The organism is Streptomyces sp. NPDC053432 (assembly GCF_055585365.1).
Window position 1 is genome coordinate 288226 of record NZ_JBVJKF010000003.1, and the last position, 17610, is coordinate 305835.

Annotated in this window: 16 protein-coding genes; 8 read left to right on the forward strand and 8 right to left on the reverse strand. The window is 73.1% G+C overall.

Features of this window, described 5'->3' with window-relative positions; genetic code table 11:
• Positions 1-175 precede the first annotated feature (175 nt).
• Complete coding sequence (locus ACZ6Y1_RS07400) at positions 176-739, forward strand: hypothetical protein (protein WP_469624423.1); 564 nt, start codon at positions 176-178, stop codon at positions 737-739.
• Between the two features lie 64 nt (positions 740-803).
• Positions 804-1580, forward strand: a complete 777-nt coding sequence (locus ACZ6Y1_RS07405; protein WP_469624427.1) for a bestrophin-like domain — start codon at positions 804-806, stop codon at positions 1578-1580.
• Positions 1581-1607: 27 nt separating this feature from the next.
• On the opposite strand, the gene ACZ6Y1_RS07410 is transcribed toward ACZ6Y1_RS07405, so the two are convergent.
• The 3 genes from ACZ6Y1_RS07410 to ACZ6Y1_RS07420 form a co-directional block, all read right to left on the reverse strand.
• Entirely contained in the window at positions 1608-2795 is a 1188-nt protein-coding gene (locus ACZ6Y1_RS07410) for an MAB_1171c family putative transporter (protein ID WP_469624430.1), read from the reverse strand.
• Positions 2792-3349, reverse strand: a complete 558-nt coding sequence (locus ACZ6Y1_RS07415) for a toxin-antitoxin system, toxin component (protein WP_469624433.1) — start codon at positions 3347-3349, stop codon at positions 2792-2794. Before ACZ6Y1_RS07415 ends, ACZ6Y1_RS07410 begins: the two co-directional genes overlap by 4 nt.
• Before the next feature lie 64 nt (positions 3350-3413).
• Positions 3414-4082, reverse strand: coding sequence for a helix-turn-helix domain-containing protein (locus tag ACZ6Y1_RS07420; RefSeq protein ID WP_403885256.1), 669 nt, complete (start codon positions 4080-4082; stop codon positions 3414-3416).
• A gap of 183 nt (positions 4083-4265) precedes the next feature.
• Here ACZ6Y1_RS07420 and ACZ6Y1_RS07425 point away from each other — a divergent pair, with 183 nt between their 5' ends.
• The 3 genes from ACZ6Y1_RS07425 to ACZ6Y1_RS07435 all read left to right on the forward strand — a co-directional run bounded on the left by ACZ6Y1_RS07425 (position 4266) and on the right by ACZ6Y1_RS07435 (position 9058).
• Positions 4266-5288, forward strand: coding sequence for a helix-turn-helix domain-containing protein (locus ACZ6Y1_RS07425; RefSeq protein WP_469624437.1), 1023 nt, complete (start codon positions 4266-4268; stop codon positions 5286-5288).
• 267 nt (positions 5289-5555) lie between these two features.
• A complete protein-coding gene (locus ACZ6Y1_RS07430; protein WP_469624881.1) occupies positions 5556-6911 on the forward strand; it encodes a 6-phospho-beta-glucosidase in 1356 nt (451 codons plus the stop codon).
• 50 nt (positions 6912-6961) lie between these two features.
• A complete protein-coding gene (locus ACZ6Y1_RS07435; RefSeq protein ID WP_469624439.1) occupies positions 6962-9058 on the forward strand; it encodes an MDR family MFS transporter in 2097 nt (698 codons plus the stop codon).
• A gap of 10 nt (positions 9059-9068) precedes the next feature.
• Here the strand turns inward: ACZ6Y1_RS07435 and ACZ6Y1_RS07440 are convergent, their stop codons facing one another.
• Both ACZ6Y1_RS07440 and ACZ6Y1_RS07445 read right to left on the reverse strand, forming a co-directional pair.
• On the reverse strand, positions 9069-9584 hold the full coding sequence (locus ACZ6Y1_RS07440) for a nucleotide triphosphate diphosphatase NUDT15 (RefSeq protein WP_469624442.1): 516 nt from the start codon (positions 9582-9584) through the stop codon (positions 9069-9071).
• Complete coding sequence (locus ACZ6Y1_RS07445; protein ID WP_469624446.1) at positions 9581-10204, reverse strand: helix-turn-helix domain-containing protein; 624 nt, start codon at positions 10202-10204, stop codon at positions 9581-9583. Before ACZ6Y1_RS07445 ends, ACZ6Y1_RS07440 begins: the two co-directional genes overlap by 4 nt.
• A gap of 66 nt (positions 10205-10270) precedes the next feature.
• Between ACZ6Y1_RS07445 and ACZ6Y1_RS07450 the strand changes: the two genes are divergently transcribed.
• Both ACZ6Y1_RS07450 and ACZ6Y1_RS07455 read left to right on the forward strand, forming a co-directional pair.
• Positions 10271-11254: an NAD(P)/FAD-dependent oxidoreductase gene (locus ACZ6Y1_RS07450; RefSeq protein WP_469624449.1), complete on the forward strand. Its 984-nt coding sequence runs from the start codon at positions 10271-10273 to the stop codon at positions 11252-11254.
• A gap of 109 nt (positions 11255-11363) precedes the next feature.
• Positions 11364-12746 carry an NAD(P)/FAD-dependent oxidoreductase gene (locus tag ACZ6Y1_RS07455; RefSeq protein ID WP_469624452.1) on the forward strand — a complete coding sequence of 461 codons (1383 nt, stop codon included), beginning with the start codon at positions 11364-11366 and terminating at the stop codon, positions 12744-12746.
• Here the strand turns inward: ACZ6Y1_RS07455 and ACZ6Y1_RS07460 are convergent.
• The 3 genes from ACZ6Y1_RS07460 to ACZ6Y1_RS07470 all read right to left on the reverse strand — a co-directional run bounded on the left by ACZ6Y1_RS07460 (position 12686) and on the right by ACZ6Y1_RS07470 (position 16466).
• The gene (locus tag ACZ6Y1_RS07460; protein ID WP_469624455.1) at positions 12686-14356 is read right to left on the reverse strand and encodes a TROVE domain-containing protein; all 1671 of its coding nucleotides are present in this window, start codon (positions 14354-14356) and stop codon (positions 12686-12688) included. The two genes, ACZ6Y1_RS07455 and ACZ6Y1_RS07460, sit on opposite strands and share 61 nt — an antisense overlap.
• A gap of 336 nt (positions 14357-14692) precedes the next feature.
• Complete coding sequence (locus tag ACZ6Y1_RS07465) at positions 14693-15205, reverse strand: hypothetical protein (RefSeq protein WP_469624457.1); 513 nt, start codon at positions 15203-15205, stop codon at positions 14693-14695.
• 184 nt (positions 15206-15389) lie between these two features.
• Positions 15390-16466 (reverse strand): ATP-dependent DNA ligase, encoded by a 1077-nt coding sequence (locus ACZ6Y1_RS07470; protein WP_469624459.1) that lies wholly within the window; start codon positions 16464-16466, stop codon positions 15390-15392.
• Positions 16467-16541: 75 nt separating this feature from the next.
• On the opposite strand from ACZ6Y1_RS07470, the gene ligD reads away from it, so the two are divergent.
• Positions 16542-17561, forward strand: coding sequence for a non-homologous end-joining DNA ligase (gene ligD, locus ACZ6Y1_RS07475; protein WP_469624463.1), 1020 nt, complete (start codon positions 16542-16544; stop codon positions 17559-17561).
• The last annotated feature ends 49 nt before the right edge of the window (positions 17562-17610 follow it).

The following is a 17610-nucleotide window of genomic DNA, read 5'->3' on the forward strand; positions in this document are numbered from 1 at the left end:
GTCCGTGTCCACGGGGTTCATCCTGTGCTCGGAGTTTCGTGTCCGTCGGTTGACGCGCCGGACGGGCTGCGCGGGCCGGGGGATCTTGGGACGCCCGACGCGTATCGAACCCACGCCGTGATCGTTTCTTCAGACGTAACCCCTACATCTGCTGCGGAACTCGGGAGGACGCGCGGTGACCGCTTGGCAGTACTTCGCCGGGGCCGGTCTGGTGGCGGCGCTCTGCCCCCTGCACGGCCATGTGGCGGTCGCGGGCGACGGCGACGGGCACGGCGCCCGGGTCGACGTGTGCGTACCCGCCGGCAAGCCGGGCCGGCCCGTGGTGCGGCCTTCCGGGACCCCTCCGGTACGGACACCCCTGCCCGGGCCGGGCCGGCCGACCGTGCACCACCCGGGGGCGGGCCCCGCCCCGGCGGGCCCGCCCGGGCCGCCCGCCCCCGGGCCGCCGGAGCCCGCCGTGCCCGGGGCGAAGGCGGAGCCCGCGGACGCGAAGCCGCGGCCACCCGCGCCGGAGCCCGGGCCGCAGGCGGGTGACGCCCCGGCGGACGCCGCCGCTCCGGCTCCGGCGAAGGCCGCCGCCGCGCCTGCGAGCGCGTTCCACGTGCGTCCGTACCGGTCCGTGGCCCTGGAGCGGCGGGGGCCGGGCGGACTGTCCACCGTGATGCTCATGGTGGTCGTCACCACCCCGGCCGTGCTCGCCGCCGCGGCTCTGCGTCCGCGCTCCAAGAGCCGCGGCTGACCGGTGCCGCGGCCGCGCACACCGTCCACCTCACCCATCCCACCCACACCACGGGAGAATCCACGTGTCCGAATGGCTGGTCCTGGCCGTCGCCATGGCACTCGTCTGCGCCCTCGTCCTCGCCATGACCCTGATCCGGCACCGCCGGGCCGCGGCCGACGAGGACACCAGCGAAACCCCCGACGTCATCGAGTACATGACGATGATGGTGGGCGTGGTCTACGCGATCGTGCTGGGCCTGGCCATCGCGGGCGTCTGGGAGGCGCGCGGCGCCGCCGAGGACAGCGTCCGCCGCGAGGCGCAGGCGCTGTACGAGGTCACCCAGCGCGCCGATGTCTATCCGACCGCCGTACGGGACCGGATCCGTGGCGAGGTGGACGCGTACGTCACCCACACCGTCTCCGTGGACTGGCCGCGGCTGACCTCCGGCGAGGCGGCCTCCACCGAGGGGGCCCGGCTGCTGGGCAAGCTGCGCAGCGACGTCACGCACCAGAGCCCGGCCACCGAACTCCAGGCGCAGGCCTACCAGCCGCTGCTGGACCAGATCGCCACCGCCGACGACGCCCGCCACGCGCGGACGCAGAGCTCGGAGTCGACGCTCCCGGGCGTGGTGTGGTTCGGGCTCCTGGTGGGCGGGGTCGTCACCGTGGGGCTGATCTTCACCCTGCAGATCCGGCGTTCGGGGCGCGAGCTGCTGCTGGCCGGGCTGTTCAGCGCGCTCATCGTGTTCCTGCTGTTCATGGTGTGGAGCTTCGACGCGCCGTTCGGGCGGGACGGGATCGACTCGGCAGCGCCCTTCCAGGACCTGTTCCCGACGATGGCGATCGCCTCCGACGGGTGACCGGAGCGGGACCGGGGAGAGCCGGTCTCAGGAGAGCCGGCTCCCGGAGAGGGCCGCGCGCTGGCGGACCGCCTGCACCACCGGCGAATGCCGCAGGGCGTGCGAGATCCGCAGAAGGTCGCGCGGCCCTTCGACCGCGTCGGCCGGGTTCTCCTCGCCGGCCTCGATGATCCGTCCCTCGGGGTCCGCGGAGCGGGCCTGCACGGCGGCCGCGACCATCGCGGCGTCGGCGACCGCGCGGGCGGTCTCCCCGTCGGTCCCGTCCGCGAGCGCGCGCTCGTAGGTGTCCTCGCGCAGCTGCCGGTCGAAGTACGGGCCGAGGTGCAGGAACCCGTCGTGGATGTCCGACTCGCGCTGGATCACCCGGAGTTCGGCGGCGGACCACCAGGCCATGTGCACGGTGGGGGCGTGGCCGGGTGCGGAGATCTGCACCTCCTGCCAGAGCCAGCCGAGCCTGCGGTACGTCGTCCAGATCTCCCAGTTGTCCGACAGCTTCTGGCAGACGAGGGGGAGTACGAATCCGATCGCGCTGACCAGCGCCCCCAGCGAGGCCAGCGGCGGGGCGACGAACGTGCTGAGGTAGTCGAGGTCGTGGCCGGTCCAGCGGGCGACGACCGCGGTCATCTTGGTCGCGTCGTAGCTGAGGTTGAACATGTAGCCCGCGACGATGATCATCAGGCCGGCCCGCAGCCAGCCACGCACCTGGAGCGACCAGCGCCAGCACATGGCGACCATCACCAGCGCGGCCACGTTGTGCGCCACCAGGTAGAGGGCGATCATCTCGCGGATGTAAGGGGTCTTGGCGTAGTAGGTGTCCAGGTCGCGCAGCCGCTCGACCGGGGCGTCGCCGAGGGCGAAGAGCACGATCAGGGCCAGGCTGACGGCGCTGTAGCCGAGGATCCACCGCTGCGAGGTACGGCGGGTCTCCTCGGCCGGGCCGCCCCTCCAGTTGACGACCAGCACCAGGCAGCAGGCGCTGAACCCGGTGATCAGGGAGTACACCAGCGGCGCCGAGATGTTCGGCACCCCGGTCCAGCGGTTGACCGCCGCGATGGTGGGCGGGGCGGCGAAGGCGAACACCGCCGCCGCCATGGTCAGCAGGGCCACTACCGAACGCAGCAGCGGATCACGCCAGTTGTGGCGCAGGGCCGGCAGCTTGAAAGCGAGCGCGACCGCCATCGCGATCGCCGGTATGTAGTAGTCCTTGCCGTTCAACGGTCGTTCCTGTGCCCCCGGTAGCCGAGCGATGCCTCGATCCGGCCCGCCAGGTGGTCGCGCTGCGCCGGGGCCCGGTGGCTCGACGATCCGGCCAGCCAGGTGCGGCACCGGCTGCCCAGCAGCAGGCCGAAGGTCTCGGCCTCGGTCTCCTCCCGGACGTCGGCGCGCGTGCGCGCCGCGACGCTGCGGACCGTCTCGCCGATGTCGGCGCCGTGGGAGAGCAGCCGGGCGGCGACGGCGGCGCCGTCGACGTGGTGGCTGCAGTGACCGGCCTTCATGTGCCACAGCTCGTGCCCGAGGATCACCAGCTGGTGGTCGGGTGCGGTGCGTTCCTCCACGACCACGAGATCACGGTCCGCCATGTCGAGCCACAGGCCGCTGGCCGTCCCCGTCGGGAACGCGGCCATCCGGAACTCCACCGGGCGGCCCCGGTGCTTGCTCATGCCCGCGCACAGGGCGGCGTAGAGGTCCACGGGTTCCACGGGTGCGGTCAGCCGGATGCCGGCCACCAGCTCCCCGCACAACCGCCGTTGCTCTCTGCCTATGCTCACCGTTCTCCCCGTCGGAATGGATCCGGATCAGGACTCAAGGATCAGACCCAGACTCGCGACTGGGTCAGGATTCATTCGGTTTGACGCTCTCGAGGAGCATGTCCAGCCATTCGGTGACCTTGTCCCGGTGCTTGTCGCTGGGCAACTGGGCGGCGCGCCAGGCGATGCCCCGTACGCCGTGGTTCTGCAGGAGTCTTGCCAGGGGATCGCCCGTCGAAGCGGCCGCGGCCGGTACGGTTTCCCGCGCGCGGCCCGCGAAGTCCTGGAGCAGCTGCTGCTCGGTCCGCTGGAGGGCGTCGGTGAGGGCATCGGCGTCGTGGGCGGTGAGGAACCCGGCGTGCACGCCGAAGAAGCGCTGGATGGCGTCGCAGTGCTCCATGGTGGGCCGCCGGTCGCCGTTGATCAGGGCGCCCGCCTGCTGCCGGGACATGCCGGCGCCGTCGGCGATCTCCTGCTGGGTGTAGCGGCGGCCGTTGGGCTTGACGCGCGTGCGCCGGAGCAGGTCGAGACGCTGGAGGAAACGGGCCTGCAGATCGGGTTCGCCGGCCGGCCTGCCGTCGAGCAGGGTCCTGACCACGTCCGTGGGCACACCGGAGGCCTCGGAGAGGCGTCGCAGGTCGAAGACCTGGCTCCGGTCGCGGCCCATCTTGGCTGCGAGTTCGGCAACGCGCGCGACGGTGGCTGCCAGGGGTGCGTGGGCCACCGCGACGGGAGCCGGGAAGCCGTCTGTCACCAGTGGTTCTCCTAGATCGCGCGAAGTCGGTTCGGACACGTGGTCGGCTTCTGGAATCTAGCCGTTCCGGCCTCGAAGGGCTAGAACGTGCCACAGCTGTGGCGGGAATGAGCTGTCAAGAGGCTGGAATTGCCACAATAGTTGACACTCGAATGAAGTCGGTAGCAGGATCGCCACACGGAAATGAAGATCCAGACCGTGAGGGAGGGGGAGCTCTCGGTGCCACATCTCGCAGCGGTGGGCCCGTCCGATGGCCTCGCCCGAGCCGGTGAAGAGCGCCTGGCGGCCGATGAGTCCGCACGCGGCGCCGTACGGGCGGAGCGACGCAAGGAGATTTTGCGCCAGCGCCGTGAGGAACTGGGCCTGAGCCAGGAGGACCTCGCCGCCCGTCTGCGCATCAGCGTGCGTGCGTACGGGAACTGGGAACGCGGCCTGGTCAAGGAGTGGACGGACCGCAAACTGCTCGCCCTGGCCGAAGCCCTGGAGATGAGCGAGCGGCAGTGCTTCTGGCTCTTCCGCGTCATGGTCGACCGCGATCCGCCGCCCACCTGGAGGGCCGACGAGGACAGCCGGCTGCCCCAGGACCCGGCGCAGCGCGACTACCTGTGCGACTACGCGGCCCTCATGGAGGCCATGCCCTACCCGAGCTTCCTCGTGGACCACCGCTGGGACGTGGCGCTCACCAATTCGGCCTTCGACCAGCTCTTCCAGTCCGTACGGCCGCATCCGACGGCCCTGCCCGACGACAACTTCCTGCGCTTCGTCCTGTTCCACCCGGACGCGGCGGGCGTACTGGAGGACCACGAGCCGGCCTGGTGCGTACCGCTGCTTGCCCAGCTGGCCACCGCGCTGGCCGAGGCGCCGCAGGACGAGGGGCTGAGCAGCATCCGCCAGGAGGTGGCCCGCGATCCTTTCATGGAGGCGGCCTACCGCTACGGGGTCCCGCACTGGCTGAGCAAGCGCGGGACCGAGGCCGCCGAGCAGGACGGTGCGGTGCGCACCGTGCGCCACCCCGACCCGAGGTGGGGCCTCGTGCGCTGCCGGATGGTGGCCGAATCCAGCCGGATGCTGGAGGCGATGGGGCTGACCCGGATCACCCTGGTCCTCTCGGCGCCGCAGGGCGGATCCCCGGGTCCCGTCCGCGACAGCGGGCTCGTGCACCAGCGGGGCGCCAGACTGCGCGCCGTGCCGCCGCTGGGGGAGTGAACCGGCGGCGATGACCGGCCGCGGGCGGCCGGCCGGAGGAGACTGGTGCCCGCAGCCGGTGCGCCGCCGCCGGATCGCAGGAGTGCCGGACGGATACCGGCCCGGTGTCACGGATCGTGGCATCCGGTGCGGGTGCGCGTCGGGCCGCGGTCCCGGTCGTGCCACGGTCCGCGGCGGCGCCGGCACGCCGCACCGGTGATGGCTCGCGGCGGCTGCGGTACGGCTGCGGTGACGGCAGGGACGGCTTCGGTGAAGGGCGGTAAGGGCGTGCGGCTGACGATCCTCGGCGGAGGCGGCTTCCGCGTGCCGCTCGTCTACGGGGCCCTGCTCGGCGACCACGCCGAGGGCCGGGTGTCCCAGGTGACCCTGTACGACGAGGATCCGGTCCGGCTCGCCGCCATGGCCCGCGTGCTCACCGACCAGGCAGCGGCCGCCGCCGTGCCCGACGCCCCCGTCGTTTCGGCCACGCGGGATCTGGACGAGGCCCTGCGCGGGGCCGACTTCGTCTTCTCCGCCATCCGCGTCGGCGGCCTGGAGGGCCGCGCCGCCGACGAGCGGATCGCCCTGGCCGAGGGAGTGCTGGGCCAGGAGACGGTGGGCGCGGGCGGGATCGCGTACGGCCTGCGGACCGTGCCGGTGGCCAGGGAACTCGCCCGCCGGATCGCCCGCATCGCCCCCGAGGCGTGGGTCATCAACTTCACCAACCCGGCCGGGCTGGTCACCGAGGCGATGGCCGAGGAGCTCGGCGCACGCGTGATCGGCATCTGCGATTCCCCCGTGGGCCTCGGACGGCGCATCGCCCGGCTGCTCGGCGCCCGTCCGCAGGAGGCCTGGATCGACTACGTCGGCCTCAACCACCTGGGGTGGGTGCGCGGGCTGCGGATCGCCGGCCGCGACGAACTGCCCCGTCTGCTGGCCGACACCGAGGCGCTGGAGTCCTTCGAGGAGGGCCGGCTCTTCGGGGCCGAGTGGCTGCGCTCGCTCGGTGCGATCCCGAACGAGTACCTGCACTACTACTACTTCAACCGTGACACCGTACGGACGTACCAGGAGGCGAAGCAGACGCGCGGGGCCTTCCTGCGCGACCAGCAGCGCGGCTTCTACGCCGAGGCCGGCCGGCCCGGGCAGCCCGCCGGTGCGGCCCTCGCCGCCTGGGACCGGACCCGGGCCGAGCGCGAAGCCACGTACATGGCCGAGAACCGCGAGGCGGCCGGCGTCGGCGACCGCGACGAGAGCGACCTGGAATCGGGGGGCTACGAGAAGGTCGCGCTCGCCCTGATGCGGGCCATCGCACGCGACGAGCGGGCCACGCTGATCCTGAACGTCCCCAACGGCTCCACGCTGCGCGTCCTCGACGCCGAGGCGGTCATCGAGGTGCCCTGCCTCGTCGACGCCAACGGCGCCCACCCGCTGGGCGTCGCGCAGCTGCCGCTGCACGCGGTGGGCCTGGTGACGGCGGTCAAGGCCGTCGAGCGGGAGGTCCTGGCGGCCGCGGCGAGCGGTTCGCGGGCCGATGCGGTGAAGGCCTTCGCGCTGCACCCACTGGTGGACTCGGTGGCGGTGGCCCGACGGCTGCTGGACGGGTACGCGGCGGCCCATCCCGGCCTGGCCCATCTGCGCTGATACCGCACGCCCCCGGCCGTACGCCCCTCGTCCGTACGGCGGTACGCCGCATGCGTGCGGCCGGGTGCGCTGTGAGAGTGCGAGATGTGACCACAGCCCCCGCAGCGACCTCGGCGTCTCCCGCCCTCGACCGGCGGCGGCGCAACGTCATCTTCGGCACGATCATGCTGGGCGTGCTCCTGGCCGCGCTGGACCAGACGATCGTGGGCACGGCCCTGCCCACGATCGTGGCCGACCTCGGCGGCGCGGCCCACATGTCGTGGGTGGTGACCTCCTACCTGCTCGCCGAGACCGTGGCGACGGCGCTGGTCGGCAAGTTCGGTGACCTCTTCGGCCGGAAGCTGATCTTCCAGGTCTCCGCGATCGTCTTCATCACCGGCTCCTTCCTCTGCGGCCTCGCGAGCAACATGACCCTGCTCATCGTGTGGCGGGGCCTGCAGGGCATCGGGGCGGGCGGCCTCATGGTGACCTCCATGGCCCTGATCGCGGACGTGGTCCCGCTGCGCGAACGCGGCAAGTACCAGGGCGCGATCGGCGCGGTCTTCGGCGTCGCCACCGTGATCGGACCGCTGCTGGGCGGGTTCTTCACCGACCACCTGAGCTGGCGCTGGTGCTTCTACGTGAACGTCCCGATCGCCATCCTGGTGGTCGTGGCGGCGGCCCGGACGATCCCCGCCATGCGGGCGTCGGGCCGGCCGGTGATCGACTACCTGGGCATCGCGCTCGTCACCGCCGGGGCCAGTGCGCTGATCCTGGCCACGAGCCTGGGCGGGAACGAGCTGGCGTGGACTTCGCCGACGATCATCGGCCTCTTCGCGGGCGGGGTCGTGGCCCTGGTGCTCTTCTGCCTGGTGGAGGCCCGGGCCGCGGAGCCGATGCTGCCGATGCGGCTGTTCCGCAATCCCGTCTTCGCGGTCTGCTCGGTGCTCAGCTTCGTGGTGGGCTTCGCGATGCTGGGCGCGATGACGTTCCTGCCGACCTATCTGCAGTACGTGGACGGGGATTCGGCCACGGTCTCGGGGGTCCGGACGCTGCCACTGGTCATCGGCCTGCTGATCTGCTCCGTCTTCAGCGGCAACGTCACCAGTAAGACGGGGCGGTACCGGATCTTCCCGATCGTGGGCAGCGCCGTCATGGGCCTCGGCCTGTACCTGCTCTCCCTGATGGGACCGGGCACCGGCGCCTGGCTGGAATCGCTGTACATGTTCGTCCTCGGCGCCGGCATCGGCCTGTGCATGCAGGTCCTGACGATCGCCGTGCAGAACACCGTCGACTACGCGGACCTCGGCACGGCCACGTCCGGCGTCACCTTCTTCCGTACGCTCGGCAGCAGCTTCGGGACCGCCGTGTTCGGCACGATCTACGCCAACAGCCTGGAGCCCGCGCTCACGGCGGGCGTGGCGGAGGCGGCCCGGGCCACCGGTGGGGACCCGGCGCAGCTGGGCAGGGCGGCGACGAGCCCCGAGGGGGTCCACGGGCTCGATCCGGCGGCCGCCGGCCCGATCATCGACGCGTACGCGCACGCCCTGCACACGGTGTTCCTGTGGACGGTGCCGGTGGCGCTGGTCGGCTTCGTGGTCTCCCTGTTCCTCAAGCAGGTCCGGCTGCGCGACACCGCCCGGGCCGCCTCCACGGACATGGGCGACGGCTTCGGCTCGCCGGCCACGGCCTCGGGGGACTCGGCCAAGCTGCTGGAGCTGGCGGTCGGCAAGCTCGTGCGGAACATGGGGCCGGAGGAGGCGCGCGCGATCGTCGACGCCTCCGACACACGGCTGGACATGGCGGGCGCGTGGGCCGTGATGCAGGTGGACATGATGACGCGGACGGTCGGCCACGCCAGCCTCGGGCTGATCGCGGGACGGCGGTCGCTGCCGCCGGAGGTTCTGCTGCCGGTGTTCGAGCGGATGGTCGACGAGGGGTACCTGACGCGGCAGAACGGATTCTTCGCGCACACCCCGGCCGGGGAGCGCGAGGCCGGGGTCATCTCGGCCGCGTGGGCGGAGTGGCTGAAGGACCGGCTGGAACAGGACCGGGGCCGGCCGGGGAGCTCCGAACTGCGGGTGGCGGCGGACGCGATCGCGAAGCGGCTGCTGGCGGAGGACCTGGGCGAGGGGAACTTCGCGCCGCGGGTGGTCACGCGGGCGTAGGCGCGGGGGGTCAGGCCGCTTCGGGCGGCGGGGCGGTCGGGTAGTCGTACGGGGACACGGGCGGCAGGGTGTCGAGGTCCGGGCGCCAGGTGCGGAGCACGCCCGCCGACGGTGCGTAGAGCGCGGCGGGGATCGACTCGGGGGCGAACCACTCCCACCGGACGATCTTGTGCGGCTCGGTGACGACGGGCACGCCCGTCGCCGTGGTGGTGACGGCGGCCGCGGTCAGCCTGGTCACGCCGGCCTGCGCGTCGATCCGGACGCCGAGCACCCGGATCCCCCCGGGCTCCGCCCGCAGGTCCGTCTCCTCGGCGAGCTCCCGCGCGGCCGCCTGCTCGAAGCCCTCGCCGGGGTCGACCTTGCCGCCGGGCAGCTCCCAGCGGCCGTCGTGCGCCTGGCCCAGCAGCACCCGGCCGTCCGGGGACACGACCACGAGCCCGACGCCGACGACCCCGTTGGGCCGGGGCTCGGCGCGCTCGGGGCGCTCGGGCTGCTCGGGGTGCCGGTCGGTGGCGGTGTGGTTCATCGGCGTCCTTCCGGTGACGTGGTGGGCCGGGCCCGGACGTGCATCCTCTCGCCCTGCGGGCCGAAGAGGCTCAGGAACTCGGCGGGGCGCGGCCCCGCGTTGGAGAAGGCGTGCGGCGTACGGGTGTCGAACTCGGCGGCCTCCCCGGGGCCGAGGACCAGATCGTGCTCGCCGAGCAGCAGCCGCACCTGCCCGGACAGCACGTACAGCCACTCGTAGCCCTCGTGGACCTGCCGCTCGGGCTCGGGATCGCCCGCCGGGCTTCCGGCGGGCGGCAGGATCGTCTTGTACGCGTGCAGACCGCCGAAGTCGCGCGTCAGCGGCACATAGGTCCTGCCGTGCCGGACGAAGGGCCGCGGCCGGATCCGGGGGTCCCCGGTCTCCGGCGCGCCGACCAGCTCGTCGAGTGCCACCCGGTGCGCCCGGGCGAGCGGGAGCAGCAGCTCCAGCGTCGGCCGGCGCTGCCCCGACTCCAGCCGGGAGAGGGTGGAGAGCGAGATCCCGGTGGTCTCGCTGAGCTGCGCCAGTGTGGTGCCGCGCTGCCGGCGCAGGGCGCGCAGCCGTGGTCCCACGGCGGTCAGCACGCCCGCGAGTTCCTCGTCGTGCTCCTCGGTGGCCATGGATCCATTTGCCACTTCGGCAAGGACATTTGTCAAATGTGCACGGCCGGGCGGAGGCTCACAGCCATGGACGACGCAGAGGGAACGAGGGACGACGTGTTCGACGTGGTGGTCGTGGGCGGCGGGGCCGCCGGGCTCGCCGGGGCACTGACCCTGGTCCGGGCCCGCCGTTCGGTCCTCGTCATCGACTCCGGCAGCCCGCGCAACGCCCCCGCCGCGCACATGCACGGCTATCTCGGCCACGACGGGCGCGGCCCGGCCGAACTGCTGGAACGTGGCCGGGCCGAGGTGACCGGCTACGGCGGGCTGGTCCGGCGGGGCACGGCCGTCGCCGCGGATCGGCTGCCCGGCGGGGGATTCCTGGTGCGCTGCGGGGACGGTTCCACCGTCCGGGCCCGCCGGCTGCTGGTCACCACCGGGCTGGTGGACGAGCTGCCGGCGGTGCCGGGGCTCGCGGAGCGCTGGGGGCGGGACGTGCTGCACTGCCCGTACTGCCACGGCTGGGAGGTCCGGGACGCGCCGGTCGCGGTGCTGGCCGGGGGCCCCGTGTCCGTGCACCAGGCGCAGATGTGGCGGCAGTGGAGCGACCGCACGACCCTGCTGGCGCACACCTGGCAGCCCACCGCGCAGGACCGCGAGCTGCTGGCGGCCCTCGGGGTCGCCGTGGTCGAAGGGGAGGTGACCGGCCTCACGGTCGATGCGGAGGACCGGCTGGCCGGGGTGGACCTGGCGGGCGGGGGCAGGGCCGAGTGCCGGGCACTGGTGGTGGCCCCGCGGTTCACCGCCCGTTCCGGAGTGCTGACCGGCCTGGGCCTGCCGACGACCGTCCTGGAGCGGGACGGCCAGGTGATCGGCACCTGCGTGGAGTCGGACGCCGCGACCGGGGCCACCGCGCTGTCCGGCGTCTGGGCGGCGGGGAACGTGACGGCGCCGATGGCGCAGGTCGCGGGCGCCGCCGCGCAGGGCGTACAGGCAGCCGTCGCCATCAACGCGGACCTGATCGAGGAGGAGGGCTGCCGGGCCGTCGAGGCGTACCGGGCGGCCCGCTGATCCCGGGGCCGTCCGGCCCTCGGACGGCTGTGCGAGTTTCGGCCAGGTCCCGTCCGCGCAGGCTCTGGGCGGTCTGATCGTCGTACCGTACTTCGGCTCAGGGGGCGCAATGGCACATGTGCTGGTCATCGGCGGAGGCATCGGAGGCCTGGCCACCGCCCTGATCGCGGCACGGTACGGGCACACCGTCGAAGTGTTCGAGCGCGACACCCGTGCCCCCGGCACCGCGCTCGACCGCGACTTCTTCGGCTGGCGCCGCCCGTCCGTGCCCCAGGCGAGCCAGCCGCACGCCCTGCTCGGCGCCGCCCGGAGCGTCCTGCGCGAGGAACTGCCGGATGTGTACGAGGAGATGCTCCGGCTCGGCGCGCGCGAGCGGCACGAGCTGGACTGGTTCGACGTACGTCCCCCCGCGCGCCCCGGCGACGAGGACCTCGTCATGATCCAGGCCCGGCGGATCCTGCTGGAGAGCGCCCTGGCCACGGCCCTGCGCGGGGAACCGGGGGCAGTCTCGCGGTACGGCGAGCCGGTCACCGGACTGACCACGGCCCCCGGGATCAGGGTCACCGGGGTGACGACCGGCGAAGGGGACTACCCGGGGGACCTCGTGGTGGACGCGGGCGGCCGCCGGGGCGGCACCGAGCGGTGGCTCGCCGCGGCGGGCTGCCGCCCGGCCGCGGTGGAACGCCACCGCACCGGACTGGCCTACTTCTGCCGCTGGTACCGGTTGCCCGAGGGCGTGGACGAGGGACCGCGCCGGCCGTGGGCGGTGGCCGGTGGGGCCTTCGCCGGGTGCGCCGTCTTCCCCGCCGACAACCGGGTGTTCGCCGTCACGCTGTTCGTGCACACCACCGACACCACGCGCTCGGCACTGCGCGATCCGGCGGTCTTCGAGGCCGCGGCCCGTTCCTTCGCGCCGGGCCAGGCCTGGCTGGCACTGGGCGCGCAGCCGCTGTCGGACGTACTCGCGACCGCGAGCCTGGACAACCGGTGGAGCCCGCAGGCCGACGAGCGCGGCCCGGTCGTGAGCGGACTCGTACCGGTCGGCGACGCGATCACGCACACGAACCCCACCCTCGGGCAAGGCACTTCGCTCGCCCTGTGGGCGGCCCGCAGGGTGGCCCGTACGGCCGGCCGCGATCCGGGATCGGAGCGGTACGCCGCCGACTACCACGACTGGGCGGTGCGCACCCTGAAGCCCTGGTTCGACTTCCAGGTGGTCGCGGACTCGGCCATCGGGGAGCGGTTCGCGACCCGGGCCGTGCGCTCCGGGCCGCAGCGGGAGGTGGCGGCGCTGTTCGAATGCGCGCTGGAGGACCCCGAGGTGATGCGGGCCCGGGCGAGGGTCCGCCACCTGGCCGAGCCCCCGGAGCGCGCGTACGCCGATCCGGAGGTCCGGGCCCGGGTGGCGCGCTGGCTGGAGGCGCGGCCGGACTACGCGCCCAGGCCGGCGGGACCGGAGCGGGGGGAGTGGGAGAAGCTGACCACGGGCTGAGCGGGGTCCGGCCCGGTGGTCCACGGCCACGCCGCCTCGCGGCCGGCCTCGACGAGACCGACCATCCGGAACGCGGCGTCGGTGAGGCCGCCGAACGTGTGCCGGTTGGGGCCGGCGGGGCCGTGGGCGGGCCGGTAGCCCGCCAGGTTCCACGTGTAGACCGGGACGTGGGCCGGGACCGGCTCGGCCGGTCCGCCGCGCCGGCCGGGTACGGCGGCGGCCTGCTCGTCGGTGACGATCAGGACCCGGTCGTGCCCCCGGTAGTGCTTGCGCACCGCCGTCGTGGTCTCCGTGCCCCCGAGGCTGTGGAACCGTTTCAGCACGTCGAGCACCGGCTCGCCCCGCTCGAACGGCACCGTTCGGCTGCCCCAGCCGAACTCCACCAGGTCCGCCTCGTCGGCACGCATGGCCAGCGCGGTGCCGAACACGGCGGCCGCGTCCGCCCGGCTCAGCCCGGACCGCTCGGAGGAGGTGTCCCAGAACATGGAGTCCGACCGGTCCACCAGGATCAGGGTCCGGCCGGGCAGGGACGGCACGTTGGTGAGGGAGTGGCCCAGCGCCCGTTCCAGCGCGGCCGACCAGCGCTGGGAGGGCGCGTGCTGATGGGCGGCCAGGTAGCGGAAGGGGAACTGCCGGGACCGGGCGACCTCGGAGGCGTCCGAAAGGCGGGCGGCGACGCGGGCGGCTACGTCGTCCGAGACCCCCGCCTCGTCGAAGTTCCGCAGGTTCCGCAGGAGCGCCATCGGCCCCATGGCGGGGATCACGGCCTCCCAGACCGCGGCGTCCATCGGTCCCCGGAGCCAGCCCGCCAGGGCCTCCCAGGTCATGCCCGCCTCGGTCAGGCGCTCGGAGCCGCCCGGTCCGGTCACCACCGCCCGCCGCTCCTCCACCGCCGACGCCATCAGCGCGCGGTGGGCGCTCAGCAGGCGGTCGGAGGCCGGCGGCACGGCCTGCTCCGGGTGGTGGCGGCGGTCCAGGGCGTACCGGAAGAGCGCGCCCTGCCAGGGCTTGTCCGGGTCGGGGGAGGCGTGCACCAGGTTGAGCACGTCGCCGAAGCGGAAGGCCTTGGACGCAGTGTCGTACTTGAGCAGGGACCGGGACGTGTACAGCCGGCGTACGCCGTCGGCGATGCCCCGCTTCACGGGTGTCGGCACCCTCCGCCCGTACGCCGAGATCCAGTGGGCGAGCAGCTCGCCGGGTTCGTCGGCGCGCTGGAGCACCGAGTCGATCACGGACCGGTTGGACGGCCCCTCGCAGGCCCCGGCGGCGAGCCGGGCGCGTACGTACACGGCGGCACCCACCAGGGACGCGGTGCGCATGTTGCCCTCGCCGCGGAGCCAGCGCAGCAGACCGGCCGTCCAGACCGGGTCCTGGACGGCGAGTTCACCGACGAGGCGGGAGAAGCGGCCGTCCCGCTCCTCGCCGCTCTCGTAGAAGGTCCGCTGGGAGACGAAGTTGCCGACCGCGAGGAGGAAGAGCTCCTCGCGCGGCTCCCGGACGAAGCCCGGGCCGCCCTGATGGGTGCGCAGATCCGGCCAGGCGGGCCGGTGGTGGAGCCCTGGAGCGGGCAGGGAGCGTGCGGCCGCCGAGATGTGCGGCGCCACGAGCATCTCGGACCAGACCTTGGAGACGCGCGGGGTGTGACGAGGCAGTGAATCCCCCCGGATTCAAAGGACGGGACGCCCCGGACGAAGCGTCGACGGGGCGAAGGCGCGCCCGCGCCTGCCGAGATCAAAAGGGGCGGCGGCGTCACTTGGTTGTCAGAAGGAAGTAGCCGCAGCCGGGCGCATCGTCAGGCGCGGTCGCACGGTGAAGCTACAAGGCCACCGGACCGGGCACCACCGATTTAAAGCGGGTCGGGCCGGCTGGCCGGCTGGCTCGCCGGCGGGCCGGCCGGCCGAGGCCCGACCCGCCCGCGCGGCGGGCCGGGCCCTTGGCGCGTCGGCTCAGTGGAACAGCACGGACGCGTCCCCGGCCGGTGTGGTGACCGAGCCCGGGCACAGGAAGCTGCCGGAGGTCTTGGTGGCGGTGAAGGCCCGGTTGACGTACTTACGGGTCACGCCGTCGCGGTCCCACACGATGTTCGCCGCCTTGTAGCGGCAGGAGATGAAGCTCTGCTTGCCGGTGATGTCGATCAGATCGGTCCGCGCCGTGCCGGCGGCGTCGTCGAACGTGAAGGCGGGGTTGTTGTTGAGGGCGGCGGCGATGCCGCCGCCGCAGGCCAGATTTCCTCCCGGTGCGTTGACGGTGGTGCGGTCGATGGTGAGGGCGGCCGGAGCGGCCGCGTTGGTGCTCGCGTTGGTCCAGGTGCACGTGCTGCCGGCGACCACGATCACGCCGTCGGCCTTCAGATCGGCGGCCGAACCGTGCGCGAGGGCGGTGCCGGCACCGGCCAGGGCCAGAACCGCCGCGAGCGCCGGCGGAAGGATCCGGGCCGTTCCGCGCGTGAAGTACCTCATGATTCGCTCCTCCATGCCGTACTGGTGGGGGTGGGCGAGGCGCTGGGCCTCTCAGAGGGTGCGGAGTGCGTGCCGGGAGGGTCCCACAGCGATCATGAAGTGTCAGGAGCATGTCATGGCTCGGCGGCGAATTGGCTGAATTGCCACCCGGTACGGGCGGGAGGGGGGAGCGAGAGGCGGAAGCCTAATCCGAGCCCGGACCGGGTCCGAGGACCTCCGCCAGGTCGTAGCCCACGACCTCCTCCAACTGGGTGTACGTACAGCTCTCCGGCGCCCGGTCGGGACGCCACCTGCGGAACTGGGCCGTGTGCCGGAAGCGGTCCCCCTCCATGTGGTCGTAGGCCACCTCGACGACCCGCTCAGGGCGCAGCGGCACCCAGGACAGGTCCTTCTTGCCGGTCCAGCGGCTCGTCGCGCCGGGCAGCCGGGCGCTCTCGTGCGCGGACTCCTCGGCCCAGGCGGCCCAGGGGTGCCCGGCCGGGTCCTCCATCCGCAGTGGCGCGAGCTCCTCCACCAGCTCGGCGCGGCGCTTCATCGGGAAGGCCGCGCACACCCCCACGTGCTGGAGGGCGCCGTGAGCGTCGTACAGGCCCAACAGCAGCGATCCGACAATCGGACCGCTCTTGTGGAAACGGAAACCCGCGACGACGGTGTCGGCGGTACGTTCGTGCTTGATCTTGAACATGAGGCGCGCATCGGGCCGGTAGGGCAGATCGAGCGGTTTGGCGATCACCCCGTCGAGCCCGGCGCCTTCGAACCGCTCGAACCATTCCTGCGCGAGCGCGCGGTCGGTGGTCGCGGGCGCGAGGTGAACGGGGGGCCGGGCGGTGGAGAGGGAGCGGACGAGGGCGGCACGGCGCTCACCGAGCGGCGTGTCGAGGAGCGCCTCGTCGCCGAGTGCCAGCAGGTCGAAGGCGACGAAGGCGGCGGGGGTGGTCTCGGCGAGCAGCTTCACGCGGGAGGCGGCGGGATGGATCCGCTCGGTCAGCCGGTCGAAGTCCAGCCGTCCGTCATGGATGATGACGATCTCGCCGTCCACGACGCACCGGTCGGGCAGATTGGCCTTCAGCGCCACCGCCAGCTCCGGGAAGTACCGGGTCAGGGACTTGCCCGTGCGGCTGCCGATCTCGACCTCGTCGCCGTCGCGGTGCACGATCGCCCGGAAGCCGTCCCACTTGGCCTCGTACTGCATGCCGGGCGGGATCCTGGCCACGGACTTGGCGAGCATCGGTTTCACGGGGGGCATCACCGGCAGATCCATGCTGTCGATTCTGCGGCGGTACGTCCGGAGGCGCCCGGTATGCGCGACCGGTCGGGCCCGCCTAACGTGGCCCACATGGGTGCTGCGGGCAACGCGATCGAGCTGGAGGCGGGCGGCCGTACGGTCCGGCTGTCCAACCCGGACAAGGTGTACTTCCCCGAGCGGGGGCTCACGAAGAGGGACGTGGCCGAGTACTACCTCTCGGTCGCGGAGGGCGTCACGCGCGCCCTGCGGAACCGGCCCACGACCCTGGAGCGCTACCCGGACGGGGTGGAGGGGGAGTCCTTCTTCCAGAAGCGCGCCCCGAAGAACCTCCCCGACTGGATCCCGACCGCCCACATCGCCTTCCCCAGCGGCCGCACGGCGGACGAGATCTGCCCCACCGAGCCCGCGGCCGTACTGTGGGCCGCCAATCTGGGCTGCCTCACCTTCCACCCCTGGCCGGTGCGGCGCGACGACACCGACCGCCCCGACGAACTGCGCATCGACCTCGACCCGCAGCCGGGCACCGACTACCGCCACGCGGTGGCCGCCGCCCACGAACTGCGGCCCCTGCTGGAGGAACTGGGCCTGCGCGGCTGGCCCAAGACCTCGGGCGGCCGCGGCCTGCACGTCTTCGTGCCCATCGCCCCGCGCTGGACCTTCACGGAGGTCCGCCGGTGCGCGATCGCCATCGGCCGGGAGCTGGAGCGCCGGATGCCGGGCAAGGTCACGACGGCGTGGTGGAAGGAGGAGCGCGGCGAGCGGATCTTCTTCGACTACAACCAGACGGCCCGCGACCGCACGATCGCCTCCGCCTACTCCGTCCGGCCCCGCCCGCACGCCCCGGTGTCGGCCCCGCTGCGCTGGGACGAAGTGGACGACGTGGAGCCGCGCGACTTCGACATCGTCACGATGCCGGCCCGCTTCGCCGAAGTGGGCGACCTGCACGCGGACATGGACGACCACGCTTTCACCCTGGACGCCGCACTGGAGCTGGCCTCCCGAGACGAACACGACCACGGCCTGGCGGACATGCCGTACCCGCCGGACTACCCGAAAATGCCGGGCGAACCCAAACGCGTCCAACCGAGCCGCGCCAAACAGGACCCCTGACAGCACCGCGCAACGCGTACCGCTGGGTGGACGGGGAGCGGCCCGTCAC